General features: G+C 73.4%; 19 protein-coding genes. 10 read left to right on the top strand and 9 right to left on the bottom strand.

Annotated elements, in window-relative coordinates:
• The first annotated feature begins 245 nt into the window (after window positions 1-245).
• Entirely contained in the window at window positions 246-1,604 is a 1,359-nt protein-coding gene (locus tag ACSNOB_RS11320) for a hypothetical protein (RefSeq protein WP_436686624.1), read from the top strand.
• A 167-nt stretch (window positions 1,605-1,771) separates the two neighbouring features.
• Here the strand turns inward: ACSNOB_RS11320 and ACSNOB_RS11315 are convergent, their stop codons facing one another.
• The gene (locus ACSNOB_RS11315) at window positions 1,772-3,922 is read right to left on the bottom strand and encodes an MMPL family transporter (RefSeq protein WP_436686623.1); all 2,151 of its coding nucleotides are present in this window, start codon (window positions 3,920-3,922) and stop codon (window positions 1,772-1,774) included.
• A gap of 101 nt (window positions 3,923-4,023) precedes the next feature.
• Here ACSNOB_RS11315 and ACSNOB_RS11310 point away from each other — a divergent pair, with 101 nt between their 5' ends.
• Both ACSNOB_RS11310 and ACSNOB_RS11305 read left to right on the top strand, forming a co-directional pair.
• Entirely contained in the window at window positions 4,024-5,337 is a 1,314-nt protein-coding gene (locus tag ACSNOB_RS11310; protein ID WP_436686622.1) for a histidine kinase, read from the top strand.
• Window positions 5,289-5,933 (top strand): LuxR C-terminal-related transcriptional regulator, encoded by a 645-nt coding sequence (locus ACSNOB_RS11305; RefSeq protein ID WP_393107000.1) that lies wholly within the window; start codon window positions 5,289-5,291, stop codon window positions 5,931-5,933. Before ACSNOB_RS11310 ends, ACSNOB_RS11305 begins: the two co-directional genes overlap by 49 nt.
• 37 nt (window positions 5,934-5,970) lie before the next feature.
• Here ACSNOB_RS11305 and ACSNOB_RS11300 read toward each other — a convergent pair whose 3' ends face one another.
• A complete protein-coding gene (locus tag ACSNOB_RS11300) occupies window positions 5,971-6,576 on the bottom strand; it encodes a GNAT family N-acetyltransferase (RefSeq protein WP_436686621.1) in 606 nt (201 codons plus the stop codon).
• Between the two features lie 48 nt (window positions 6,577-6,624).
• Between ACSNOB_RS11300 and ACSNOB_RS11295 the strand changes: the two genes are divergently transcribed.
• The 5 genes from ACSNOB_RS11295 (at window position 6,625) to ACSNOB_RS11275 (ending at window position 10,986) form a co-directional block, all read left to right on the top strand.
• Entirely contained in the window at window positions 6,625-7,212 is a 588-nt protein-coding gene (locus ACSNOB_RS11295) for a TetR/AcrR family transcriptional regulator (protein WP_436686620.1), read from the top strand.
• Window positions 7,213-7,344: 132 nt separating this feature from the next.
• The gene (locus ACSNOB_RS11290; RefSeq protein ID WP_393106994.1) at window positions 7,345-7,761 is read left to right on the top strand and encodes a GntR family transcriptional regulator; all 417 of its coding nucleotides are present in this window, start codon (window positions 7,345-7,347) and stop codon (window positions 7,759-7,761) included.
• A gap of 11 nt (window positions 7,762-7,772) precedes the next feature.
• The gene (locus ACSNOB_RS11285) at window positions 7,773-8,666 is read left to right on the top strand and encodes an ABC transporter ATP-binding protein (RefSeq protein WP_436686619.1); all 894 of its coding nucleotides are present in this window, start codon (window positions 7,773-7,775) and stop codon (window positions 8,664-8,666) included.
• Window positions 8,663-9,652: an ABC transporter permease gene (locus ACSNOB_RS11280; RefSeq protein ID WP_436686618.1), complete on the top strand. Its 990-nt coding sequence runs from the start codon at window positions 8,663-8,665 to the stop codon at window positions 9,650-9,652. The genes ACSNOB_RS11285 and ACSNOB_RS11280 overlap by 4 nt, the downstream gene beginning before the upstream one ends.
• Window positions 9,653-9,804: 152 nt before the next feature.
• On the top strand, window positions 9,805-10,986 hold the full coding sequence (locus ACSNOB_RS11275; protein ID WP_436686617.1) for a peptidoglycan DD-metalloendopeptidase family protein: 1,182 nt from the start codon (window positions 9,805-9,807) through the stop codon (window positions 10,984-10,986).
• A 107-nt stretch (window positions 10,987-11,093) separates the two neighbouring features.
• On the opposite strand, the gene ACSNOB_RS11270 is transcribed toward ACSNOB_RS11275, so the two are convergent.
• The 6 genes from ACSNOB_RS11270 to ACSNOB_RS11245 form a co-directional block, all read right to left on the bottom strand.
• Complete coding sequence (locus ACSNOB_RS11270) at window positions 11,094-13,481, bottom strand: WD40/YVTN/BNR-like repeat-containing protein (protein WP_436686616.1); 2,388 nt, start codon at window positions 13,479-13,481, stop codon at window positions 11,094-11,096.
• Between the two features lie 136 nt (window positions 13,482-13,617).
• A complete protein-coding gene (locus ACSNOB_RS11265) occupies window positions 13,618-14,085 on the bottom strand; it encodes a hypothetical protein (protein WP_436686615.1) in 468 nt (155 codons plus the stop codon).
• Between the two features lie 17 nt (window positions 14,086-14,102).
• Window positions 14,103-14,984 (bottom strand): carbohydrate ABC transporter permease, encoded by an 882-nt coding sequence (locus ACSNOB_RS11260; RefSeq protein ID WP_436686614.1) that lies wholly within the window; start codon window positions 14,982-14,984, stop codon window positions 14,103-14,105.
• Window positions 14,981-15,991, bottom strand: a complete 1,011-nt coding sequence (locus tag ACSNOB_RS11255) for an ABC transporter ATP-binding protein (protein ID WP_436686613.1) — start codon at window positions 15,989-15,991, stop codon at window positions 14,981-14,983. The genes ACSNOB_RS11260 and ACSNOB_RS11255 overlap by 4 nt, the downstream gene beginning before the upstream one ends.
• Entirely contained in the window at window positions 15,988-17,289 is a 1,302-nt protein-coding gene (locus tag ACSNOB_RS11250; protein WP_436686612.1) for an ABC transporter substrate-binding protein, read from the bottom strand. The genes ACSNOB_RS11255 and ACSNOB_RS11250 overlap by 4 nt, the downstream gene beginning before the upstream one ends.
• Window positions 17,286-18,176, bottom strand: a complete 891-nt coding sequence (locus ACSNOB_RS11245) for a carbohydrate ABC transporter permease (RefSeq protein WP_436686611.1) — start codon at window positions 18,174-18,176, stop codon at window positions 17,286-17,288. Before ACSNOB_RS11245 ends, ACSNOB_RS11250 begins: the two co-directional genes overlap by 4 nt.
• Before the next feature lie 242 nt (window positions 18,177-18,418).
• Between ACSNOB_RS11245 and ACSNOB_RS11240 the strand changes: the two genes are divergently transcribed.
• On the top strand, window positions 18,419-20,332 hold the full coding sequence (locus ACSNOB_RS11240; protein ID WP_436686610.1) for a Xaa-Pro dipeptidyl-peptidase: 1,914 nt from the start codon (window positions 18,419-18,421) through the stop codon (window positions 20,330-20,332).
• Between the two features lie 172 nt (window positions 20,333-20,504).
• Here the strand turns inward: ACSNOB_RS11240 and ACSNOB_RS11235 are convergent, their stop codons facing one another.
• Window positions 20,505-21,734: a PucR family transcriptional regulator gene (locus ACSNOB_RS11235; RefSeq protein ID WP_436686609.1), complete on the bottom strand. Its 1,230-nt coding sequence runs from the start codon at window positions 21,732-21,734 to the stop codon at window positions 20,505-20,507.
• A gap of 414 nt (window positions 21,735-22,148) precedes the next feature.
• On the opposite strand from ACSNOB_RS11235, the gene ACSNOB_RS11230 reads away from it, so the two are divergent.
• A complete protein-coding gene (locus ACSNOB_RS11230) occupies window positions 22,149-23,780 on the top strand; it encodes a hypothetical protein (protein ID WP_436686608.1) in 1,632 nt (543 codons plus the stop codon).
• Window positions 23,781-23,786 lie beyond the last annotated feature (6 nt).

The raw sequence follows: 23,786 nt of genomic DNA, 5'->3' as shown, positions 1-23,786 counted from the left end.
AGATGCTAATACGTATTAGTAGCCGGCGAGGCGCTCCGCCCACCGGCGGTGGTCATCTGGGTGCCTCACCCAGCGTGACGTAGCGCTGCATCGGCCGCCGCAGCGCGACACGCGACGTCCACAGTCGGCAGGGGCGCGACCGTCCACACCCCCGTGCTCTCTCCGCGCCGACGCCCCGCGCACGAGCAACCGGTCCCGGGGACGGCCGGGAAAGTCCGCCACCCACCAACAGAGCAGGAAGACCGATGACGAAAGCACCTGTCCCACTGCCGCGCCGGGCCGCCGTCGCGGCGGCCAGCGCGGGCATGCTGGTCGCCGCCCTGACCGGCGCCGCTCCGGCCGCCGCCGCACCTGCGGTGGACTTTCCGCACTTCACCTACGCGGGCACCGCGTTCGACAAGAGCGCCCTGACCTACAACCCGACCAACGAGTTCATCTTCCCGAGCGTCATCCGGGCCGCCGACTACTTCCCCAACCCGCTCGGCACGTACTACCTGTACTACGCGCCCCACGAGCGTCCCGGCGGGATCGCCCTGGCGTACGCCGACTCGATCGACGGCCCGTGGACCGAATACCGGGCCAACCCGTTGATCAGCAACACCTGGCTGCCCCACTACCCGACGGTCAGCCACATCTCCTCGCCGCACGCGATCTGGGTCGAGGGTGAGCGCAAGCTGTTCCTCTACTTCCACGGCGAGAACTCGATCACCCGGTACGCCACCTCCGAGGACGGCATCCACTTCAGCTACGGCGGGACGGCGATCAGGCAGGACGCCACCACCGGCGGGGAGACCTCCTACGCCCGGGTCTTCGAACAGTCGGTGCCGCGGCTGGGCACCCGATACCTGATGCTCTTCATGGACAACCCCACCGCCGCGCCGCCCGGTCCGACCGGGCCGGTGTCCCGCCGGATCCGCTGGGCGGTCTCCCCGGACGCGCGGACCTGGACGATCCAGCCCGACCCGATCGTGACCCCGCAGGGTGTCGAGGGTCCGAACGCCTCGGGACCGTTCTTCCTCCGGTGGAACGGCCGCAACCTGGTGGTCTTCCACGCCGCCGACGGCAACATGCACGCCGTGGACGTCGGCGACGACTTCGACCGGGAGGTCCACCTCGGTGTCGTGCACGACTCGATGGCCGTCGCGCCGGACCTGGGCCGGTCGGCCGCGCCGACGTTCTACTTCGACGGCCGCCGGGCGCACATGTACTACGAGGCCGGCGGCCGGCTCACCGCGACGATCGGCCACGCCGTCGCCACCCTGGACCAGCCGGTGCCGGCCCGCGAGCTGGACTGCGTGGTGGACCGACCGGTCCTGTGGCCGCCGAACCACGAGCTGGTCGACGTCACCGTGACGGCGAACCTGCGCGACGGCGTGCTCGGCCCGAACGCGTTCCGCCTGACGAACGTGACCGGCGGCGACACCGCGGACGTCAGCGGCTTCACCAGCGGCACGCCGGACACCAGCGGGCAGCTGTGGGCGGAACGGGCCGGCGACGGCGGGGACCGGATCTACACCCTGACGTACGCGGGCCACGACGAGATCGGTCGGCCGGTCGGCTGCACCGTGACCGTCACCGTGCCGCACGACCAGCGCGGCAGCTGACCGCAGCCGTCGCGCGGCGCGCGTGACCCGCCCGTGCCGGCGAGGCCCGGCCACCACCCCCTCGCCGGCACCCGGACCGGACCGAGCGCCGGCCGCACCCCCCTCCCGGTGCGGCCGGCGCTCGTCGGGTCGGCCCGGCCCGCGCGCCGGCCGGCTCGTCCGGGGCGTTACGACGCCGCCGCGACCGGCTCCGTCGGCCGCGTCCGCACCGGCGGCGACGCCGGCCGCGACAGGGCGCTCGGCCACCAGGTGCGGCGACCGATCTCCAGCGCCAGGGCCGGGACGAGCAGGCTGCGCACCAGGAACGTGTCCAGCAGCACGCCGACCCCGACGATGACGGCCGACTGCACCGAGGGCACGAGCGGCAGCACGATGAGCGCGCCGAAGGTGGCCGCCAGCACCACGCCCGCGCTGGTGATGACGCCGCCGGTGACGGTCAGCGCGTGCAGCACGCCGCGCCGGTGCCCGAGCCGCGCCGTCTCCTCCCTGGCCCGGGTGGCCAGGAAGATGGTGTAGTCCACCCCGAGGGCGACCAGGAACAGGAACGTCTGCAGCGGAATGCCGACGAACAGCTTGGTGTAGCCCATCGCGTCGAGGATCAGCCCGGCCGCGCCCATCGCGGCGACGTAGGACAGCACGACGCTGGCCAGCAGCAGCAGCGGCGCGACCAGGGCCCGCAACAGCAGCACCAGCACGGCGAACACCACGGCCAGGATCAGCGGGACGACGATCCGGTTGTCCCGGCCGACCGTGCGTTCCTCGTCGAGCAGGTACGCGCTGTCGCCGCCGACGAGCGCCTGCGCGCCGGGCACGGCGTGCACGGCGGTGCGGAGCCGCTCGACGGTCCGCAGCGCGGCGTCGCTGTCCGGCGTGTCGGCGAGGACGGCCGCGACGCGTACCCAGCGGCCGTCGGGGGAGCGCTGCGGCTCACCGACCTTGGCGACTCCCGGGACCGCGCGGGCGGCGGTGGCCACCTGGTCGGCCGTGCCGGCGGTGGCGAGGATCTCGGCGGGCGCCACGGTTCCGCTCGGGTAGTGCGCCGCGATCATCCGCTGCCCGGTGACCGAGCCGACCTCGGTGGTGAACGACTGGTCACCGGGCATGCCGATGCTCAGGTTGCCGATGCCGAAGGTGAGGGCGACCAGGGCCACCGCCGTGCCCATCCACACCGCGCGCGGACGGCGGCCGACGACGCCCGCGATCCGGCGCCACAGCCCGTGCCCGGCCGCCGCGTCGTGCTCGGCCGCGTCGGGGTCGTGGCGGGGCACGAACGGCCAGAACAGCCACCGGCCGAAGACGACCAGCACGGCGGGCAGCAGCGTGGTCATGGCGAGGAAGGCCGCCGCGATGCCGACCGCGCCGACCGGGCCCAGCCCTCGGGTGGCCGGCAGTTGCGCGGCGAGCAGGCACAGCAGGCCGACCGCGACGGTCGCCGCCGAGGCGCAGATGGCGCCGATCGACCGCCGCAGCGCCACGGCCATCGCCGCGTGCCGGTCGGCGTGGCGGCGCAGCTCCTCGCGGTACCGGGCGATGAGCAGCAGGGCGTAGTCCACGCCGACGCCGAAGACCAGCACCGTGAGGATGCTCTGGCTCTGGAAGTCGACGGCCAGGCCGCCGTGCTCGGCCAGCAGGTAGACGACCGCGCTGGCGAGCTGGTTGGCCAGCGCGACCGTGATGAGCGGGATCAGCCACAGGACGGGGCTGCGGTAGGTGACGAGCAGCAGCAGTGCGACGGTGGCCGCGGTCGCGAGCAGCAGGGCGGTGTCCATGCCGGCGAACGCGTCGAAGACGTCCTCCGTGGCGCCGGCCTCGCCGGTGAGCGCGGTGCGCAGCCCGTCGGGTGTGTCGGCGGCCAGCCGGTCCCTGATGTCGGCCACCGCGTCGGCCCGTTGCTCGTCGTCGCCGGCGACCGGGAACGACACCAGCACCGCCTTGCCGTCCTCGCTCGGCACCAGGGGCGGCACCTGGCCGCCGTCGGCGTACCGGGCGAACGCGGCGCGGTCGCCGTCGACCTTCGCGCGGTCGGCGTCGGTGAGCCCGCTGTCGCGCACGTAGACGGCGACCGCGAGGGGCGCCTGCGAGTCGGGGAACGCGGCCTCCGCCCGCTGCACGGCGCGGCTGTGTTCCACGCCGGCGGGCAGCGCTCCGAGGGTGTCGTTGTTCTGCACCTCGGTCAGCTTGAGCGCCAGTGGCCCGGCGACGGCGACGAGGACGAGCCAGAAGACGAGCATCGCGTACTTGGTGCGTCGGCCGGACGGTAGGCCGGCCAGTCGTTGCCGCCGGGACATGTCGGGTCTCTCCTGCCTGGTTGTGGTCACGCCTTGAATCCTTCGGCCGGCGCGGGCCGGGGTCAGGGGTGTCAGGTCCCGAACGGAGGTGGTGGTAACACCACCGATTCCGGCGGGACCGGTGGCGCAGAATGGGCGCCGTGGACAGCTCCGTACGCGCGTTCGTCCGGCAGTGGATCCGGCCGGGGGCGCTCGCCGCCGCGCTGGGCCTGGCGGTGTCCCTGCTCAGCCTGACCACCAACGTGGCGCTGTTCGTGCTGTCGGTGGTGTCGCTCGCGCTCATCCCCGCCTTCGGCATCGGGTTCGCGTTGTTCCCGGCGGTGACCGTGCTGGTGCGGTGGTCGGTGGGGCTGCAACGCCGGTTGGCCGGGTGGGGCGGCACGCCGATCGCGTCGCCGTACCCGCCGGTGCCCGAGGACGCCCGGCTCGGCACGTGGCGGCGGTTCCGCTGGGTGGTCGGCGACGCGTCGACGTGGCGGGACTTCGCCTGGCTGGTGCCGGGCGCGGTGACGGGCGGGGCGTGCCTGCTGGCGTTCGTCCTGCCGGTGTACGGGCTGGAGGGCGTCCTGCTGGTGCCCGTGGTCCTTTTCCTCACCATCGACTGGTACGGCTACGGCGTGTTCTGGCCGATGGACAACCTCGTGCAGGCGGTGCTGTCCGTACCCCAGGGGTGGTTGTTCCTGTCCGCGGGCATGGTGGCCGCGCCGTGGCTGCTGTGGCTGCACTTCCGCTTCGCCGGTTTCTTCCTGGCCCCGACCCGGGCGCAGGAGTTGGCGCTGCGGGTCCGCCACCTCACCGCCACCCGGGCCGACACCGTCGACACCCAGGCCGCGGAGCTGCGCCGCATCGAACGCGACCTGCACGACGGGGCGCAGGCCCGGCTGGTCGCGCTGCGGATGAGCATCGGCCTGGCCGAGAAGCTCATGGCCGACGACCCGGCCGCGGCGCAGCGACTGCTCACCGAGGCGCAGGAGGCCAGCGGCCGGGCCCTGGTCGAGCTGCGCGACCTGGTCCGCGGCATCTACCCGCCGGTGCTCGCCGAGCGCGGCCTGGCCGGCGCCGTGCGGGCGCTCGCCCTGGCCGTGCCGCTGCCCGTGGACCTCGACGTCGAGCTGCCCGGCAGCCCGCCGGCGGCGGTAGAGTCCGCGGCCTACTTCGCGGTGGCCGAGGCGCTGACGAACGCCACCAAGCACAGCGGCGCGGCGCGGGTCTGGATCCGCCTGGCGTACGGGGACGGCACGTTGACCATGGTGGTCGGCGACGACGGCCGGGGCGGCGCGAGGCCGGAGTCGGGGACCGGCCTGTCGGGCGTGCACCGCCGTCTGGCAGCCTTCGATGGCACGATGACCGTGACGAGTCCGCCCGGCGGACCGACTGTCGTGACCATGGAGCTGCCGTGCGAGTTGTCATCGCGGAGGATCTCGCCCTCCTCCGGGACGGGCTGACGCGCATCCTCGACGCGTTCGGCTGCCAGGTGGTGGAGGCCGTCGCCGACGGGCCGTCGGTGCTGCCGGCGCTGGTCCGGCACCGCCCGGATGTCGCGGTCGTCGACGTACGCCTGCCGCCGACCTTCACCGACGAGGGGCTCCAGGCGGCGCTGCAGGCCCGGACCCGGCTGCCGGGCCTGCCGATCCTCGTGCTGTCCCAGCACGTCGAGCAGTTGTACGCCCGTGAGCTGCTCTCCGATCGCGGCGGGGGAGTGGGCTACCTGCTCAAGGACAGGGTGTCCAACGTCGACCAGTTCGTCGACGCGGTGCGCCGGGTGGCCGCCGGGGGCATGGTGATGGACCCCGAGGTCGTCTCCCAGCTCCTCGCCCGCAACGCGGCGGCGCAGCCGTTGCGGGAGCTCACCGGGCGGGAGCGCGAGGTGTTGGGCCTGATGGCCGAGGGCCGGTCGAACGCGGCGATCGCCGGACGGCTGTTCGTCACCGAGAAGGCGGTCAGCAAGCACATCAACAACATCTTCAGCAAGCTGGGCATGCCCCCGTCCGACGACGACAACCGTCGGGTGCTCGCGGTCCTCGCCTATCTGCACGGGTGAGCGGCGCCTGGCGGGCCGGGGAGTTCCCGGCCGACGATCAGCCTGCTCCCGCGCGGAGGGCGGCGGCGTGCCGGTCCTCGTCGCGTCGGGCAGCCTGGCGGGCTCGCCACTCGTCGGCCAGCACCGACCAGATCTCGAGGTCGATCCGTCCGCCCGCCCGGTCCGGGTAGACCTGCCGCAGTGTGCCGTCGCGGCTCATCCCCAACCGCCGCGCGACGGCGATGCTGCGGACGTTCTCGGCGTTGGTGCGCCACTCGACACGGTGGATGCCGCGCTCCTCGACGGCCCAGTCGATGATCCGTTCCGCGGCGCAGGTGATCAGCCCGTGGCCCTGCGCGCCGGGTTCCAGCCAGCAACCCGCCTCGGACACCCCAAGAGTGGTGTCGAAGGAGACGAACATGACGCCGCCGACCAGCGAGCCGTCCAGCCAGATTCCCCAGATCCCGCCGGCGTCCTGGGCCCGCCTCTCCGCGTAGCGCCGCAGGACCGTGCGCGCCTGGGCGAGGTCCTGGGCGACGAACGAGGGCGACACCCACGGCGCGATGTGCTCGCGTGCCCGGTCCAGGTGGGCGAGGAACTCCTCGGCCTGCCACACCTCGAGCGGGCGCATCTCGGCCGAGCCGGTGAGGGGCAGTGCGAACATCGACGGCCTCCATACATAACGAACGTTTGGTATGTACGCTAACAGGCCATGAGCCCGCCGCGCACCGACCACGACTCCCGCCGCCGGGAGGTCTCGGAGGCGGTCTGGCGGGTCCTCGCCGAGCACGGCTTCCAGGGCCTCACCCTGCGCGCCGTGGCGGCGGCCCTCGGGGCGTCGACCGGGCTCGTCACGCACTACTTCGCGGGCAAGCGCGAGCTGATCGCCCATGCCCTGGACATCCTCGAAGCGCGCACCGCGCACCGCCCCCGCCATGCCGCCCCCGCGCCCGGGCTGGCGGCGCTCCGCACCCACCTGCTCAACATCCTCCCGCTGACGCCGGACGCGGCGGCCATGAACCGGATCTGGGTCGGCTCCTGGGACGTGGCCCTCTCCGACCCGGACCTGTTCGCCGCCCAACGGCTCCGCTACGCGCGCATCCGCGCCGACCTGCGCGAGTCCATCCAGGAGGCCCAGCGTCGGGGCGAGCTGCCCGACGGCGACGCGGACCGGCTCGCGGCGACCGTGCTGTCCTTCACGCACGGCCTGGTGGTGCAGGCGCTGTTCGACCCCGAAGGGTTCCCCGCCGCGTCGCAGACCGAGCTGGTCGACGGCTTCCTCGCCGCCCTCGCCCGCTGACGGCCTCCCGTCGGAGTGCGCCGACCTCCGCCACGGCGGGGCGCGGCGCGGTTCCAGCTCGGGGGGTCCCGCGATGGAGGCGACCTGTCCTATAGTCTTACTGTCGTAAGACAATAGGGGAGGCAGCGGCGAGTGATCGAGTTCGTGCTGGACGGGCGCTCGAAGGTGAACACCTACATGCAGCTGGTGCAGCAGGTGAAGCAGGCCCTGCGGGTGGGACTGCTGGTTCCCGGGGACCAACTGCCCAAGGTCCGCGACGTCGCGCAGTCGCTGGCCATCAATCCGAACACGGTGCTGAAGGCGTACCGCGAACTGGAGATCGAGGGCCTGGCGGAGGGCCGCCCGGGCGTCGGCACCTTCGTCAGACGCACCCTCGCCGGGGCGTCGCTGCCCAACCAGGCCGAGCTGCGGGCGGACCTGGTGGCCTGGCTGCACCGCGCGCAGCAGGCCGGGCTGACGCCGGAGGACATCACCGCGCTGGTGGAGACGACCATGCGGGCCGCGCTCCCGGTCGAAGCGCCGCAGCAGAAAACCACGTCGCCAGGATGAGAGGACACGCCATGGAGGCCGTGCTGGAGACCGACCAGTTGGGCAAACGATACGGAAGACAGTGGGCGTTGCGGCACTGCTCGCTGCGCCTGCCGGGCGGGCGCATCGGCGCCCTGGTCGGGCCCAACGGGGCGGGCAAGAGCACCCTGCTGCACCTGGCGGTGGGCCTGCTGCGGCCCGACGCCGGCGCGGTGCGGCTGTTCGGGCAGTCGCCCTACGACAACCCGTCGGCCCTGGCCGACATCGGCTTCGTCGCCCAGGACACGCCGCTGTACCGGGACTTCACCGCCGCCGAGCTCATCACCACGGGAGGCCGGCTCAACCGCCGCTGGGACGCGACCCTGGCCCGGACCCGCCTGGCGGACCTCGGCATCCCGCCGAACAAGCCGGTCGGCAAGCTCTCCGGCGGGCAGCGGGCCCAGGTGGCCCTCGCCCTCGCCATGGCGAAGCGTCCCCGGCTGCTGCTGCTCGACGAGCCCGTGGCCAGCCTCGACCCGCTCGCCCGTCGGGAGTTCCTGCAGACGCTGATGGGCAGCGTCGCCGACGCCGGCACGACGGTGCTGCTCTCCTCGCACCTGCTGGCCGACGTGGAACGGGTCTGCGACTACCTCGTCGTGCTGCACTCCGCCGAGGTCCGGCTCTCCGGTCCCGTCGAGGACCTGGTCGCCGGGCACCGGCGTCTGATCGGTCCCCGGCACGACGGCGGGTCGATCCCCGGCGTCGCGGACGTCGTCCGCGCCAGCCACACCGACCGGCAGTCGACCCTGCTGGTCCGCACCGACGGGCCCGTCGCCGACCCGCGCTGGAGCGTGCACGACGTGGCGTTGGAGGACGTCATCCTGGCCTATCTCGCCGACGGCGACGACGCACCGGCCAGCCACGAGGACTGGGGGGTGCCGGCATGATCTGGCTCGCCTGGCGGCAACACCGCAGGGACGCGCTCTTCGCTCTCGTCGGGCTCGCGATCCTGGGCGCTTTCCTGGTCGTCAGCGGCCTGGCCATGCGCAACGCCTTCGACGACTACGGGCTGCCGGAGTGCGTGGCCGCGGGCGACCAGGGTCCGGTCCCCGGGCTCGGCGAGACCTGCAACCGGGCCTTCAACCAGTTCTACGACCAGTTCAACACGCTGAGCCTGGCGGGCATCCTCTTCCTCGTGCTGCCGCTGCTGGTCGGCCTCTTCTGGGGCGCGCCGCTGGTGGCCCGCGAGGTCGAGCAGGGCACCCACCGGTTCGTCTGGACCCAGGGGGTCGGCCGGCGGCACTGGGCGCTGGTGAAGTTCGGGTTCGTCGGAGCCGGCGCGCTCCTGGTCTCCGTCGGCTACGGCCTCGGCATGTCCTGGTGGCTGACCCCGCTCAACGAGGGCTGGCGGCAGAGCCGGTTCGACGCGTTCTTCTTCGACATGCAGGGCGTGGCGCCGATCGGGTACACCCTCTTCGCGGTCGCGCTCGGCGTCTTCGCCGGCACGGTCTGGCCCCGGACGATGCCTGCCATGGCCGGCACCCTCGCCGGCTTCCTCGGCCTGCGCGTCGCCCTTGCCGCGCTGGTCAGGCCCCGCTACCTGCCGGCCCGCGAGCTGACCTACCCGGTATACGGCTCCGTCGGGGAGCCTCCCGGCGGAGGCGGCGACTGGGTTCTCTCCAGCGGCGTTCGCGACGCCGCCGGCAGACTCGTCGCCCCCAACGCCGAGGTGATCTGTCCGTCCGGCGCGACCGGGCCCGGCGGGCGGGCCTGCGGCGCCGACCTGGGCCTCGGGCCGGGCGCCTACAACTGGCAGCTCTACCAGCCCGAGAGCCGGTTCTGGCTGTTCCAGGGCATCGAGACCGGCATCTTCGTCGCGCTCGCGGCGCTGCTGCTCTTCCTGGCCGTGCGTCGCATCCGCCGCATCGCCTGACCGCCCCACCGCCCCCGTCGCCCGCCGCGGGGCGGCGGGGCGCGCGCGAAACATACCTTCATTGCCGGAGTGTCAACATGTAGACAATCTTCCTCGTTCTGTCTATCGTCAGCAGCACTTAGCGATGTCCTTCGATTTGAAAGAGGTCGTCAATGGTGCACATCAGACGATGGGCCGGCATCGCCACGGCCCTGCTGGCGACAGAGCTCCTGGTCGCGGGCACCGCTGCGCACGCCGCCCCGGCGGCACCGGACGCGGCACCGCCGAGCGTCGAGCAGGCAGTCACCGCCAAGCTGCTCGGGCAGGCCAGGGCCGCCGGCGAGGCGCACGCCGACGCGTCGGACACCCGGGTCACCGTCACCCGTAACAGCGGCCGGTGGGCCTTCGGCACCGCCGTCACCGTCACCTCCCACGAGGAGGACATCCACCCGACCGGCGCGATCTTCATCGCCCGGGCCGAGGCCGGCGGATGGCGGGTCGGCTTCGACGGCGAGGCGGAGTTCAGCGCGCTGGCCGCCGAGTCGCCCCTGGTCGGCAAGCAGGAGCGGGAGGTCCTCACCCGCACCCCGAGCACGATGTACGCGGGCGGCGACTACCGGACCGGGATGGCCCTGCCGTTCGCGGTCGGCCAGACGTGGACGCTGACCAGCGGCCCGCACGGCTGGGGCGGCTACGAGGCGCCGTACAGCTCGATCGACCTGGCCGGCGGCGACCAGGTGGTCCGCGCGGCACGGGCCGGCACGGCGTACACGATGTGCACCGGATGGATCCGGGTGATCCACGACCGGGGCTACTCCACCGACTACTACCACCTGTGGAGCAGCATCTCGGTCAACGGCGCCGCCGTCGGCCAGGGCGCTTACCTGGGCTACACGGGCACCGACGTCACCTGCGGCGGGGCGGCGTACGGCCGGCACGTCCACTTCGGGCTGCGGCAGAACAGCGCCTACGTGCCCATCGCCGGTCACGGCCTCGGCAAGTGGGTGTTCGAGAACGGCGCCGCCGCATACCAGGGCGGCGCGCGGCACGGCTCGACCTGGCGGGGCGCCGGTGGCGCGATCTACAACTACGGCGCGCTGGGCTTCAACCAGGCGGTCGTCGACGCCAACGGCGGGGGCACGCTGACCCGGCGGTCCGGCCCCGGCGCCGGCTACGCCGCGCTCGGCTCGGTGGCCGACGGCGCCACGGTCACCGTCTCCTGTTCCGCCAACGGCTCCAGCCACACCGGGCGGTACGGCACCACCTCGCTGTGGAACCGGCTCAGCGACGGCAGTTGGGTCTCCGACGCCTACCTGTGGACGGGCGTGAACGGTCCGATCAACGGCTGGTGCTGACCGGCCCGGCCTGACCGCGGCACACGGGGCCTCCGCCACCTCGGCGGAGGCCCCTCGGCGTGCGGGGCGGGGGGCGCCACGCACCCCCCGCCCCGGGGCTCACCGGGTCACGCCGCGCGGCACGAGGCCAACACGCCGACCACGCCGGCACCGGGCTCGCGCAGCGGCAGCCCGGTCGACGCCGCCGGACACCGGGGCACGGTGAGGTCGTAGACGCCCCGGCCGAACGTCGCCGCGGTGAGCTGCCGGCTCGGCTCGTGGTAGCGCAGGTACATCACGGCCGCCGCCGGCAGTTCCGCGCCGAGCGCGGCCCACTCGCCGCCGTTCCACGCCGAGACGAACACCCCGACGTCCGTGCCGACCAGCAGCAGGCCGTCGGAGGTCGGCACCACCGAGTTCACCGGCGCGTCGGGCAGGCCCCGGCCGATGTCCGTCCAGGTGCGACCGCCGTCGCGGGTCATCATGACGTGCGCGCGGTCGCTGCCCGACCGGAAGGCGGAGAACGTGGCGTACGCGATGTTCGCGTCCGTCGGGTGCACCGCCACCCGGGTCACCCAGGTGCCCGGCAGTTGCGCGGGGTCGACCCGGCTCCAGGTGGCCCCGAGGTCGTCGGTCCACCACAGCCTGCCGTCGTCCGTGCCGACGTAGAGCTTGTCGCCGTCGGTCGGGGCCGCCGCGATCGTGGTGATCGTGCCCCACGGGTAGCCGGACGGATCGTTCGGCCCGCCGCCGGTGAGGTCCGGGCTGATGGCCGTCCAGGTGCGGCCGTTGTCCGTCGACCGGTTGACGACGTTGCCGGCGTAGTACATGACGTTCGGGTCGCTCGGGTCGAACTGCAGCGGCGTCAGCCAGTTGCGCCGCTCGGAGGTCGTCTGGCCGGGGCCGATGGACTGGCGCGGGGCGGCGCCGGCGTTCTCCGAGCGGTAGCAGGAGCCGTACTGGCTGCAGCCGAAGACGATGTTCGGGTTCTCCGGATGGATGATCACCTGGAGACCGTCGCCGCAGCCGATGGCGGTCCACGGGCCGCCCACGCCCGTGTAGCCCCGGTTGCAGCCGTTGTCCTGGGCGCCGCCGACCTTCAGCGCCGGGTCGGTCTCCGCGACGTCCACCGTGTAGAACTGCGTGTACGGCTCGTACGTGGACTTGACCCAGCCGCTCACCCCGTTGCTCTCGGAGCGGTAGAAGCCGCCGTCGTTGCCGAGGTAGGCCCGGCCCGGCACCTTGGGATCCCAGCGCACGACGTGCTGGTCGGCGTGGACGCCGCCGACGTTGCCGAAGCTCTGCGCGCCGTCGGTCGAGCGGCGCAGGTTTACCCCGGTGAGGAACACGTGGTCGGCGTCGGCCGGATCGACGAAGAGCTTGCCGAACCACCAGCTGAAGGTGGACTGGGACGCCTGGTTGGCGTTGACCGGGGTCTGCGTCCAGGTGTCGCCGCCGTCGTCCGAGCGGTAGAAGGCGCGGAACGGGCCGAGGGCGGTGCCGACGTACGCGTACAGCCGCTCGGGGTTGCTCGGGGCGAGGGCGAGGCCCCAGCGGCCCTGGTCGGCGTCGGTGGGCAGCCCGTTGGTCATCCGCCGCCAGTTCCGACCGCCGTCGTCGGAGCGCCACAGGCTGGAGCCGGGCCCGCCGTAGGTGCGCTGGTGCGGCTCGCGCAGGTGGTCCCACAGCGCCGCGTAGACCCGGTTCGGGTTCTGCGGGTCGATGACGACCTCGGTGGCGCCGGTGGTGGCGTTCGGCGGGGCGAGGGCCTGTCGCCAGGTGTCCCCGCCGTCCTCGGAGAGGTAGACGCCCCGCTCGCCGCCGGGTACGAACAGGTTGCCGGCGGCCGCGGCGAAGATGCGGTCCTGGTTGTCCGGGTCGATGGCGAACCGGGCGATCGCGTGGCTGTTCTCCAGGCCGACGCGCTGCCACGTGCGACCCCGGTCCCGGGAACGGTAGACCCCGTCGCCGCCGAAGGTGATCGAGCCGCCGCCCGGCTGCGCCTCGCCGGTGCCGGCGAAGAGCACGCCGTCGCTGGTCATCGCGACCGCGCCCATGCTCTGCGTCCCGCCGTCCGGCCACGCGGCCTCGAAGGTGGCGCCCGCGTCGGCCGAGCGCCAGATGCCGCCGGAGGCGGCGGCGACGAAGACCTGGTTGGCGACCTGCGGGTCGACGGCGATGTCCACCACCCGGCCGCCGATGTTGCTCGGGCCGAAGAAGCGCCAGTCCCGGTCGGCGAGGTGGCGGTAGACGCTGCGGGTGCGGGCGGCGAGCTGGTTCGCCTCGCCGCGGGCCTTCGCGTACCTGGCGGCCGACAGGTTCGTGCTGCCGTCGCTGAGCCGCTGGGCGGTCATCCACTCGGCCGGCAGCTCCATCGGCCCGGTGGGGCTGCTGGTGGCCAGCGACTCCTCGCCGCGGGCCGACGGTGTCGAGGTCGTCAACGCGGCCGCGGTCAGCAGCGCCAGGGCGGCTGCCACCGGCAGGGCGCGTCTACCTCGGACGAGGGTGGGACTCATGCGGTATCTCCCGTCCACGTGCGGGTGCGACCGGGAACCAGTCGTCTGTCGCACGCTAGACAGGCGGGTGACCGGCGTCACCCGGCAACTGTTGGGATTCCGGTCGTCGGGTTAGGACACCTGTCGAGCCCGGTGGCTATCCGCTCTGGAACTCCGGCAGCCCCGCGTCCTCCGAGTCCGGCCCCACCACCGCGGTCAGCGTGGTGCCGTCGGCGCAGAGCGCGCCCGCCCGCAGGTACATCCGCCGCTGCTGCGTCCGGGTCAGCACCTCGGCCTCGAAGACCTCGTCCTCGACGCGCAGCAGCTCGATGTCGGCGCGGCCCTCGTAGTGGGCGCGCACGTCCAGCGGGGTCATCCGGACGGTGGCCTCGACCGTCGTCAGGGCACCCTGCTCCACCACCGAGGTGACCCGCGCGCCATCGGGCAGCACCAGGCCAACGACCTCGGCGTCGACCCGCGGCTCGGCGTCCAGCGGTACCCGGTCGCAACTGGGCAGGTTCGCCAGCATCCCCGGGCCGCGCCCCGACGGCTGCGCCGCGTCCGTCCCGCCGCAGGCGACGAGCAGCGGGATCGTGGCGGCGACCGCGAACACCCGGAGTCTCACCGCCGCAGGATGCCACCTCACCGCAGCACCCGCCAGCGGCGCACCATCAGCAGCAGGGCGGTGATGACGACCGCCGTGAGCGCCATCAGGGCCGTCGAGATGAGCGCGCCGTACGCGAAGCCGGAGAACTCGAAGGCCTGGTCGAAGATGTAGACGGGCAGGTAGAGCGTGGCGTTGGCCGGCCGGCCGTCGGTGAGCACGTACGCGGGCACGAAGTTCACCTGGAGGGTGAGGATCGTGTCCCGCACCGCCAGCAGCACCAGCACGGGAGCCAGCAGCGGCAGCGTGAGCCGGCGCAACTGGCCGAACGGGCCGCAGCCCTCCAGCGCCGCCGCCTCGTACAGCCGGCCGTCGAGCATCCGGCGGGCGGCGAGGACGACCACGAAGCCCTCGCCGATCGGGAACGCCAGCATCAGCACCACCGCCACCCGGGCGGTCGTCGGGTCCGCCAGCCAGGTGAAGCCCGGATGACCGAAGAGCCCGAGCACCTGGTTGAGCGGGCCGTAGAGCGGGTTGAGCACCCACAGGAACAGCACGGCCAGGGCGACGTCGGGGACGACCGTCGGCAGGTAGACCGCGACCCGGAACCACCGGCCGCCCGGCCGGGGCGCGGCGAGCAGCAGCCCGAGCCCCACCGCGGCGAGCAACCGGACCGGCACGGCCAGCGCCACGTGCGTCAGGGACGCCTGCACGCTGTCGAGCAGGAAACCGTCGGCCAGCATCCGGCGCACGTTGGCCAGGCCCACGAACCTCGGGTCGCGGGTCAGCCCGGTGTGGTCGGTGAACGCGTAGCCGACGTTGAGCAGCGCCGGCAGGGCGACCAGCAGCGCGACCGCCACGGCGTACGGGGTGAGGAACGCCCAGGCGGTGAGCTGCCGGCCCGCCCTGCCCGCCTTCACCGGCGCCGCCCCGTGGCGGTGTCGAAGCGGTGGATCCGCTCCGGGTCGGGGCGCAGCCGCACCCGGTCGCCCGCTCGCACGCCCGGCCGCGGGCCGGTGCGCACGACGAGGCGGGCGCCGTCGGGACACCGGGTCAGCAGGACGGCCTCGCTGCCGAGCGCCTCCACCGCCTCGACGGTCGCCTCGACCGGCCCCTCGGCGTCGAGCGCCAGGTCCTCGGGCCGCACGCCGAGGGTCACACCCGGCTGCCCGCCCAGCGCGCCGCCCCCGGTCACCAGGTTCATCGGCGGGCTGCCCAGGAAGCCGGCGACGAAGGTGTCGGCGGGCTCGTCGTAGACCTGCTGCGGCGGCCCGACCTGCCGGATCCGGCCGCCGTCCAGGACGACGACCCGGTCGCCGAGGGTCATCGCCTCGGCCTGGTCGTGCGTGACGTGGATGGTGGTGGTGCCGAGCTCACGGTGCAGGCCCAGCAGGTCGGCGCGGGTGGCGAAGCGCAGCGGCGCGTCCAGACTGGCCAGCGGCTCGTCGAGCAGGTAGACGCTGGGCTCGCGCAGCAGGGCGCGGGCCAGGGCGACCCGCTGGCGCTGCCCGCCGGACATCTCGTCGGGGTGCCGGTCGAGCAGGTCGGCGATCCCCAGGCGCTCGGCCGCGGCGCGGGCCCGCCGGTCGGCCTCGGCGCGGGGGACCCGGCGGACCCGCAGCCCGAACGTGAGGTTGCCGAGGGCGGTGAGGTGCGGGTAGAGCGCGTAGTCCTGGAACACCATCGCCACGGCCCGCCGGTGCGGCGGCACCCGGGCGACGTCGCGGCCGTCCACCACGACCCGGCCACGGTCCGGCCGGTCCAGCCCCGCGACCAGCCGCAGGACGGTGGACTTACCCGAGCCCGACGGCCCGACCAGGGTCAGCATCTCCCCGGCCCGCACGTCCAGGTCGATCCCGTCGACGGCGGTCGTCCGCCCGTACGCCTTGGTCAGCGACTCCAGCCGGATCGCCCCGCGTCCGCTCACCCGCCCGCTCCCGCCGGCAGGGCGAACAACGGCCGGGTCTGCTCCTCGAGCCGGCGCAGCCCCTCCTCGCGCCCGACCCGGCCGTAGAACACCTCTTCCAGCAGGGTGCCCGCCTCGCGTTCCACTCGCGACCAGGTGGCGGTGCGCGGGGTGGCGCGCAGGTGCGGCGCGGCGTCGAGGTAGACCCGCGACGACCGGGGCGGCGCGGCCGGGTCGAGGAACGCCGGGGAGTTGGCGACGTCGAGCCGGGACGGGACGGTGCGGCCGGACTCGGCGAGGATCCGCTGTCCGGCCTGGCCCATCGCGAACTCGATGAACCGCCAGGCGTCGTCGTGGTCGGGCAGCCCGGCGCCCATGCAGTAGGCGTCGCTGTGCAGGATCGAGGCGGGCACCCCGCCCGGCGCGACCGGCAGCGGCGCCACGTCCCAGGAGAACCGGTCGATGGTGCGCAGCGTGGGCACGGCCACCCGGCTGTTGAGGTACATGCCCAGGGTGCCGCGCAGGAACCGGGCCTCGCTCGACTCGCTCTGCTCCTCGGCGTCCGGCGGCACGACGTGGTGCGTGAGTTGCAGGTCGAGGAACCAGTCGACGGCCTTGCGGGTGGCGGGGTCGCGGGTGAGGGTCAGGGTGGTGGGCCGGGCCGGGTCGTCGACGAGTTCGCCGCGGTTGGACCAGACGAACGGCGCGAGCCGGGGCACGGACGGCTCCACGCCCACCCCGTAGCGGCCGTCGCGGGTCAGCGCGCGGGCGGCCGCCAGGAAGTCGTCCCAGGTCCAGCCGGCCTTCGGCAGTGGCACGCCGGCGGCGGCGAACAGGTCGGCGTTGTAGTAGACGACCAGGGAGGAGAGGTTCTGCGGCAGGCAGGTCAGGGCCTTGCCGTCGAACCGGAAGGCGTCCAGTGCCTGCGGGCTGAAGTCGCTCTCCTTGAGCACGGTGCTGCGTTCCAGGTAGGACTGCGCCGGCTCGATCGCCCCCTGCGCGGCGAACTGCCCGTAGCGGCGGTAGTTGAGCAGGAACACGTCCGGCGGCTTGCCGCCGGCGAACGAGGTGGTCAGCCGGGCCATCAACTCGTCCTGGCTGGCGACGGGGGAGAGGTTGACGTCGACGTCGCGGTTGGCCTCCTCGAAGGCGGTCACCATGGTGCGGTAGCCCGCGACCTCCTCGGCGTCGCCGAACAGCACGACGGTGATGCCCGACGTGTCGCCGGGGCGGTCGCCGCCGCCGCAGCCGGCGGCGTAGCCGACCAGCAGAGCGGCCATGACCAGGCCGATCCAGCGCCGTGCCCGGGTGTGCGTCAACTGCGTCCTCCAGATCTCAGTGCGGCCAGCGGGTCGTCGTGCAGCAGGATCCGCTGGGCCAGCAGGAACACCAGCACGCACGGCACGGTCGCGACCACGCATCCGGCCATCAGCAGCGGCCAGTCCGTGGGGTTCAGCAGCCGCAGGAACTGCAGGCCGAGCGGGTAGGTGTACCGGTCGCCGCTGTGCAGGTACAACAGCGGGTCGATGAAGTTGGCCCAGTGGAACGTGAAGGCCAGCACGGCCACGGCGAGGGTCGCCGGGCGCACCTGGGGCAGCGCGACGCGGCGCCAGACCGTCAGCCAGCCGGCGCCCTCCAGGCGGGCCGCCTGGAGTTGGCTCTCCGGCACCCCGCCGAAGCTCCAGGCGTAGAGCAGCACCAGGAACGGGCTGCCGGCGAGCACCGCCGGGGCCAGCAGCGGGACGTACGTGTCGACCACGCCGGCCAGGCGGAACAGCTCGAAGCGGGTCGCCCACACGGCGGTGGCCGGGACGAGCAGCACCGCCAGCAGGCCGAGGACGACCCGCCGGCGGGCCGTCGGCGCGAGCAGCCGCAGCCCGAAGCCGGTCAGGGAGGCGACGGCGACGGTCAGCGGCACGGCGAGCGCGACGACCAGCGCCGAGTTCGCCAGGTAGCGGAACAGCGGGATCAGCTCGGGCAGCCGGGCATAGGCGGCCAGCGTCGGCTCCGGCGGGAGCAGTTCGAGCGTACGCGGCGGGGGCAGGCCGGCGGGCCGCAGCGAGCCGACCACCATGAACCACAGCGGGGCGGCGAACACCGCCGCGAACAGGGCCGGTACCACGAAACGCCCGATGATCCGCGGGATCGTGGCGCGACCCGACAACCGCACGTCGCCGAACCTATGGCCGGCGCGCCGCCCGGTCATCGGGCACCTGTTGGAATCGGCTCGCGCCGCCTCCTACGCCTGTCGTACGCCGCCCGGCGGGGGGTGGGGCCCCGGCGCCTGCGACAGACGTAGGAGCCGGGGCCGCCCACCTGCCACACGTGTCCGATGACCGGCCGCGCGTCCATTCGTACGCTTCGATCGAACTGTCGGCCCGGCGGCCTCCTGGTCCTCCCGCCGGAGCGCGGCGGGCCGACGGCGGGTGCCGGAACGGGAGGAGCGCGATGCGAACCACGAGAAACTGGTGGCGGTCGGCGGTGGTGGTCGTGGCGGCGGCGGCCGTGGGCCTGCCGGCGGCCACCGCGACGGCGCGGCCCGCCACGGAGAGCCCCGGGCCGGTCGTCGAGGCCGGGGTCACCCAGCCGGTGTTCGGCTACGCCGACGCGATCCGCGAGCGGGTCTTCGTCACCTCTGACGTCGACACCGACGCCGACGGCGCGCTCGACGTCGTCGCCATGGACATCATCCGGCCCAGGGCGAGTGACGACGGCCTGCGCGTGCCGGTGGTGATGGATGCCAGCCCCTACTACTCCACGGTGTGCCGCGGCAACGAGGGGGAGTGCAAGGGCGACCTCGACGGCGACGGCCTCAACGACCGGTGGCCGCTGTACTACGACAACTACTTCGTGCCGCGCGGGTACGCGGTGGTGCTGCTCGACATGATCGGCACCAACAACTCGACCGGCTGCCCGGTCACCGGCGGCCGCGCGGACAACATCAGCGCGCCGACCGCGATCGACTGGCTCAACGGCCGCCGCCCCGGCCGGGACGCCGCCGGCCGCGCCGTCGTCGCCGGCTGGCACAACGGCAGGACCGGCATGATCGGCAAGTCGTACGACGGCACGCTGGCCAACGCGGCCGCGGCCGACGGGGTGGCCGGGCTGAGCACGATCGTGCCGATCTCGGCCATCTCCAGCTGGTACGACTACTCGCGCAGCAACGGCCTGGTGACCCGGGCCAACAACTACTCGGGCAGCCTCGCCAACACGGTCACCGACCCCGACCGCAGGGCGTACTGCGCGCCGGTGCGTGACCGGCTCGGCGCGGGCGTCGACGACGTCACCGGCGACTACAACGACTTCTGGGCCGAGCGGGACTACGTCCCGCACGCCGGCCAAGTGCGCGCCAGCGTCTTCGTCGTGCACGGCCTCAACGACAACAACGTCCGGCCCGACCACTTCAGCAACTGGTGGAACGCGCTGGCGGAGCGGAACGTCCCCCGCAAGCTCTGGCTGACCGGCACCGGCCACGTCGACCCGTTCGACTTCCGACGCGAGCAGTGGGTGGACACGCTGCACCGGTGGTTCGACTACTGGCTGCACGGCATCGACAACGGCATCATGGCCGAACCGATGGTGGACGTCGAGCGGGCGCCGGACGTCTGGGAGACCCACGCCACCTGGCCGCTGCCGGGCGCCCACCCGACTCAGGTCTTCCTGCGGCCCGGCGAAGACGGGGCGGCCGGCGGGCTGTCGGTGCGCCCGCACCCCGGCAACGCGTCGGTCTCGTTCCGGGACACCCCCTCGATGAGCCAGGTCAACGCCATCCGGCATCCGTCGGATCCGCTGGCGAACACGGAGAACCGACTGGTGTTCCTGTCCCCGCCGCTGCGGGCGCCGCTGCACGTCTCCGGCTCGCCCGTGGTGAAGATCAACGCGTCCGTCGACGGCGCGGACACCAGCTTCGCCGGCCTGCTCGTCGACTACGGGACCCGGCCCCGGTTCAGCACCACCGGTGACGGCATCCGGACCCTGACCGCGCAGGACTGCTGGGGCGGCGAGGCCACCTGGGGCGGGCACGCCGAGGACGCCTGCTACCGGCGGACCGAGAAGACCGTGGCCGCCAACGGGCAGGAACTGGTGACCAAGGGCATCCTCGACGGGCTCAACCTGACCTCGCTGAGCGCGTCGACGCCGCTGGTGCCGGGCGCCAAGAACGCGGTCGACGTGCGGCTGCTCCCCGAGGACTACGTCTTCGAGGCCGGCCACCGGATCGGCGTGGTCCTGCTCGGCTCGTACTCCGGCTACAGCAGCCGGGCCAAGCAGAACCGGGCCGAGATCACCGTGCACTTCGACCGCAGCCGCATCGAGCTGCCGGTCGTCGGGGGCCGCACGGCGGCGGTGCGCGCCGGCCTGTAGGGACCCGGGACGGGACGCGCGGTGCGCCGGGCGTCCCGTCCCGCGGCCGGCCCGTCGTGGCCGGTCCGCACCCGTCCGGCCGGTCGCCGACCCCGGTCCGTGACCGGTCCGCACCCGTCCGGCCGGTCGCCGCTCGCCGGCCGTGGCCGTGACCGGTCCATCCCGGCCGGGCTCAGCCCTCCGGCCGGTAGTGGCCGGTCAGCCGGCCCAGCTTCAAAGCCAGGTGCAGGCAGAGCCGTTCGTTGCCGTCCTTCAGGTCGGTCTCGGCGAGTTCCTCGATGCGTTGCAGCCGGTAGTAGAGGGTGGTGCGGTGCAGCCGTAGCTGCTCGGCGGTGGCGTGGGCGTTGCCGGCGAGGTCCAGATAGCGTTCCAGGGTCTGCAGCAGCACCGGGTTCGCCTGCTCGCGGAGCATCCGCTCCAGCCCCGGGTGCACGTCGGCCATGTCGAGGTGCTGGCCGTCCAGCCGCGACAGCACCCGGTAGATGCCCAGGCCGGACCAGGAGACCACGCGGCCCAGGGCGGGCAGCCGGACGCCTACCCGGGCCGCCTGCAGCGCCTCCCCGTACGACCCGACGGCGTCCGCCAGGCCCGAGCGTGCCTGCCCGACGCCGACGACGGTGCGTTCGACCGAGGCGAGCCCGCGGATCGCCTGCTGGAGGTTGTCGTCGAGGAGCTTGGCGGCGGCCTCGGGGGAGGGACGACCCGCGCCCCGGTCGCCGCAGAGCAGCAGGGCGCCGTGGTCGTCGCGGACCACGTGCAGCGCCTCCCGGGTGCCGATCCAGCGTCGGGTGGTGACCAGCGCCTGCTCCAGCGCGAAGCGGGCGACCTCGTCGGGCAGTTGGCCGCCGGGCGTGACCAGTTGGGCGACGACGGCGGTCGCCGGCCCGTCCCCGACGATCAGGCCGGCCTCCCGGAGCGCCCGCACCGACCGGTCACGCGTCGTCTCGCTGTCGGACAGCAGCGTGCGCGCCGCCTCGGTCTCCCGCTGGGAGGCCAGCTCGCCGAGGAGGTTCTCCCGGTAGAGCGCCAGCGACAGCTCGCTCACCAGCCCCGTGGCCTCGATGTCCGCGTCGGTCATGGTGCCGTCCGGGTCGATGAACCACACGAAGCCCAGCAGCAGGTCCTGGTGCCGGATCGGGACGCAGACCCGGGGCAGGAGGTCGAGTTCCGCCGACGGCGGCGTCCGCACCGGCTCCCGGGCCTCCATGATGCCGACGTCGCGGAACCAGGCCATCACCTCGGGCGTGGTCTGCCGACGCAGGATCGACGCCTTGCGGACGTCGTCCATCAACCCGGTGTGCTCGCTGTAGACCACCACGCGCTGACGCCGGTCCTCGATCAGCGCCGGACGGCCGACGTGGGCGGCGAGAGCGTCGACGATGCGTTGCAGCTCACCCTGCATGTGTTCCTCCGGTCGCCCGCTCAGCGCCACCGGTGCCCCGCGCGGGTGCACGGCCTGCCCCTGGATCCTGCCTGCTGCCTCGAATGGTTCCTCCCCGACCAGACCTGATCAAGATCTGACCAGCTCGTCAACAGGTAAGCGCGGCCGGCGGTTGATGTCGTTACAGCGGCCGCCCCTCCGACGGCCCGGCAGGGCGGCCGGATCCCGGGGGTGGCCGGGTCGTCGCCCGTCCGGCGGGCTCCGCCCGCGCCCTACGCCCGCCCCCTGGGCACTGCGGCGGCATCCGTGCCGACGGGCGGCAGGCACGCCACCGGCGCAGGTCAGAGGGCTGGTGTTGTGGCGATTCGGCCCTCGCGGGTCTGCGTTTCGGGGGATCCTGCAAGTAAGTACGGCAGCGGGAGGATGGGCAGCACGATGAGGTCCGACCGTCGTCGACTCGCGGCCCTGCTCCTGCTCGCCGCGATACCCCCGATGGTGGAGATGGCCGTGCTGGTCGGCGTCGGGTTCTACGCGGCCCAGGCCCTCGCCCCGCAGTCCACCGCCGTCTGGCCGTACGACTCCTACCACGACCTGCGGTGGCTGCTGGTCTACCACAACTCGTGGTGGACGTTCGCGGTGGGCCTGTTGGCCGTGACCCTGGCGCGCGGGTTGTTGTCGGCGGGGCTCACCGCACTGGCCTGGCCCGGACGGTTGCCCCGTCCGTCGACGCGCTGGCTCGTCCTGCGCAACATCGAAGTCGCGGCTGTCGCCACGGTGATCATCTCGCCGTGGGCCGCGATCTCGGTCGCCTTCTCGGCGGTCGCGCTCTCCTGGTACCTGTTCGCATCGGTGGTCCCGATGCTGCTGATCGCCCCCTTCCTGCAGCGCGCCGGAGTGGTCGGACGCTGGTGGAAGGGGCTGCCGTCGATGGAGCTGCTCGGCTGGTCGATCGTCAACTTCCTCGTGATCACGGTGGCCAGCGCCCTCATCGTGAGCGCCCCGGGCTGGTCGAGGGTCGCCGTCGCCGGGCTGGCCGGCGCGGTCAACGGGCTGCTCTGGCGGCGGACCGTGAACGCGGCCGCGCAGCCGGGGCGGATCCGACTGGCCAGGGTTCCCGTCGCGCCGCTGGCGATCGTGCTCACCATGGTCGCCGCCGTCGGCGTCCCGCCGCTGATCGGCCTGGCGTCCGGGACGACGGGGCAGTGGCACCCACCCATCGTCACCGAGCGACTCCCCGAGCGCGTCCCGTACGCGGTCATCGTGCTCGCCGGGTTCGAATCGAGCTGGGACGGTCAGCAGCCCGCGGACCCGCGGGTCGAGCGCTTCTCCTACCAGGGTCTGGACCGCGAGGGCCGGCCGTTGCCGTACGCCCCGCAGGCCACCCACCGTTCCCTGGACTCCAGCGCCGCGCTGCTGGCCGCGCAGGTCGACCGGCTGCACGCCCGCACCCGTCGGCCGGTGGCCCTGGCCGGCGAGAGCGAGGGCGCCCTGGTGATCCGCATTTACCTGGAGAAGCTGCCCGGCGGCCCGGTGGAGGCCGCGATGCTGTTCAGTCCGCTGATCTGGCCCGGCCGCGCCTACTACCCCAGGCCCGGCTACGAGGGCTGGGGACTGGTAGCGGGGTGGGAGCTGCGGGCCATCGCCGCCGTGTCGAACCTCGTCAAGAAGGTCGACAACGACCCCGACGAACCGTTCGTCCGCTCGGTCATCGTCGACGCGCCCTTCTATCGCAACCGCATCCTCTGCCCGGTTCCCGGAGTGCGGATGATCGCCTTCCTGCCGTTGGTGAGCGCGGCCGAGGCCCCGTCGGGCGAGCACTCCCGCATCCCTGTCGTCGAGGTGCCGGCCCTGCACGGGGACCTGTTGAGCAGGCGGGCGACCTACGACCGCGCTCTCGACTTCCTTGCCGGGCAGCGCGTGGACGAGCCGCGACGGGAGTATGAACTGCTCCAACGGCTCAGTGCCGCCTGGCAGGCGCCGCCCCTCGTGCTCGCCGTCAACCCGATCTGGTTCACCAACAGGGAGGGCGACCCGTCGCTCAGTGGCCGCATCTGCGAGGGCCGGTAGCGGTCA

It is taken from the genome of Micromonospora sp. URMC 106 (genome assembly GCF_051386395.1).
Taxonomy (GTDB): domain Bacteria; phylum Actinomycetota; class Actinomycetes; order Mycobacteriales; family Micromonosporaceae; genus Micromonospora.
Note: the sequence above shows the minus strand (reverse complement) of the source record. Positions and strands in the feature narration are given on the sequence as shown.

Bases quoted from the DNA above. Each gene is read 5' to 3' on its own strand.
- ACSNOB_RS11320 (WP_436686624.1), top strand. From the start codon at position 246: ATGACGAAAGCACCTGTCCCACTGCCGCGCCGGGCCGCCGTCGCGGCG.
- ACSNOB_RS11310 (WP_436686622.1), top strand. From the start codon at position 4,024: ATGGGCGCCGTGGACAGCTCCGTACGCGCGTTCGTCCGGCAGTGGATC.
- ACSNOB_RS11300 (WP_436686621.1), bottom strand. From the start codon at position 6,576: ATGTTCGCACTGCCCCTCACCGGCTCGGCCGAGATGCGCCCGCTCGAG.
- ACSNOB_RS11295 (WP_436686620.1), top strand. From the start codon at position 6,625: ATGAGCCCGCCGCGCACCGACCACGACTCCCGCCGCCGGGAGGTCTCG.
- ACSNOB_RS11285 (WP_436686619.1), top strand. From the start codon at position 7,773: ATGGAGGCCGTGCTGGAGACCGACCAGTTGGGCAAACGATACGGAAGA.
- ACSNOB_RS11280 (WP_436686618.1), top strand. From the start codon at position 8,663: ATGATCTGGCTCGCCTGGCGGCAACACCGCAGGGACGCGCTCTTCGCT.
- ACSNOB_RS11275 (WP_436686617.1), top strand. From the start codon at position 9,805: ATGGTGCACATCAGACGATGGGCCGGCATCGCCACGGCCCTGCTGGCG.
- ACSNOB_RS11270 (WP_436686616.1), bottom strand. From the start codon at position 13,481: ATGAGTCCCACCCTCGTCCGAGGTAGACGCGCCCTGCCGGTGGCAGCC.
- ACSNOB_RS11245 (WP_436686611.1), bottom strand. From the start codon at position 18,176: ATGACCGGGCGGCGCGCCGGCCATAGGTTCGGCGACGTGCGGTTGTCG.
- ACSNOB_RS11240 (WP_436686610.1), top strand. From the start codon at position 18,419: ATGCGAACCACGAGAAACTGGTGGCGGTCGGCGGTGGTGGTCGTGGCG.
- ACSNOB_RS11235 (WP_436686609.1), bottom strand. From the start codon at position 21,734: ATGCAGGGTGAGCTGCAACGCATCGTCGACGCTCTCGCCGCCCACGTC.
- ACSNOB_RS11230 (WP_436686608.1), top strand. From the start codon at position 22,149: ATGAGGTCCGACCGTCGTCGACTCGCGGCCCTGCTCCTGCTCGCCGCG.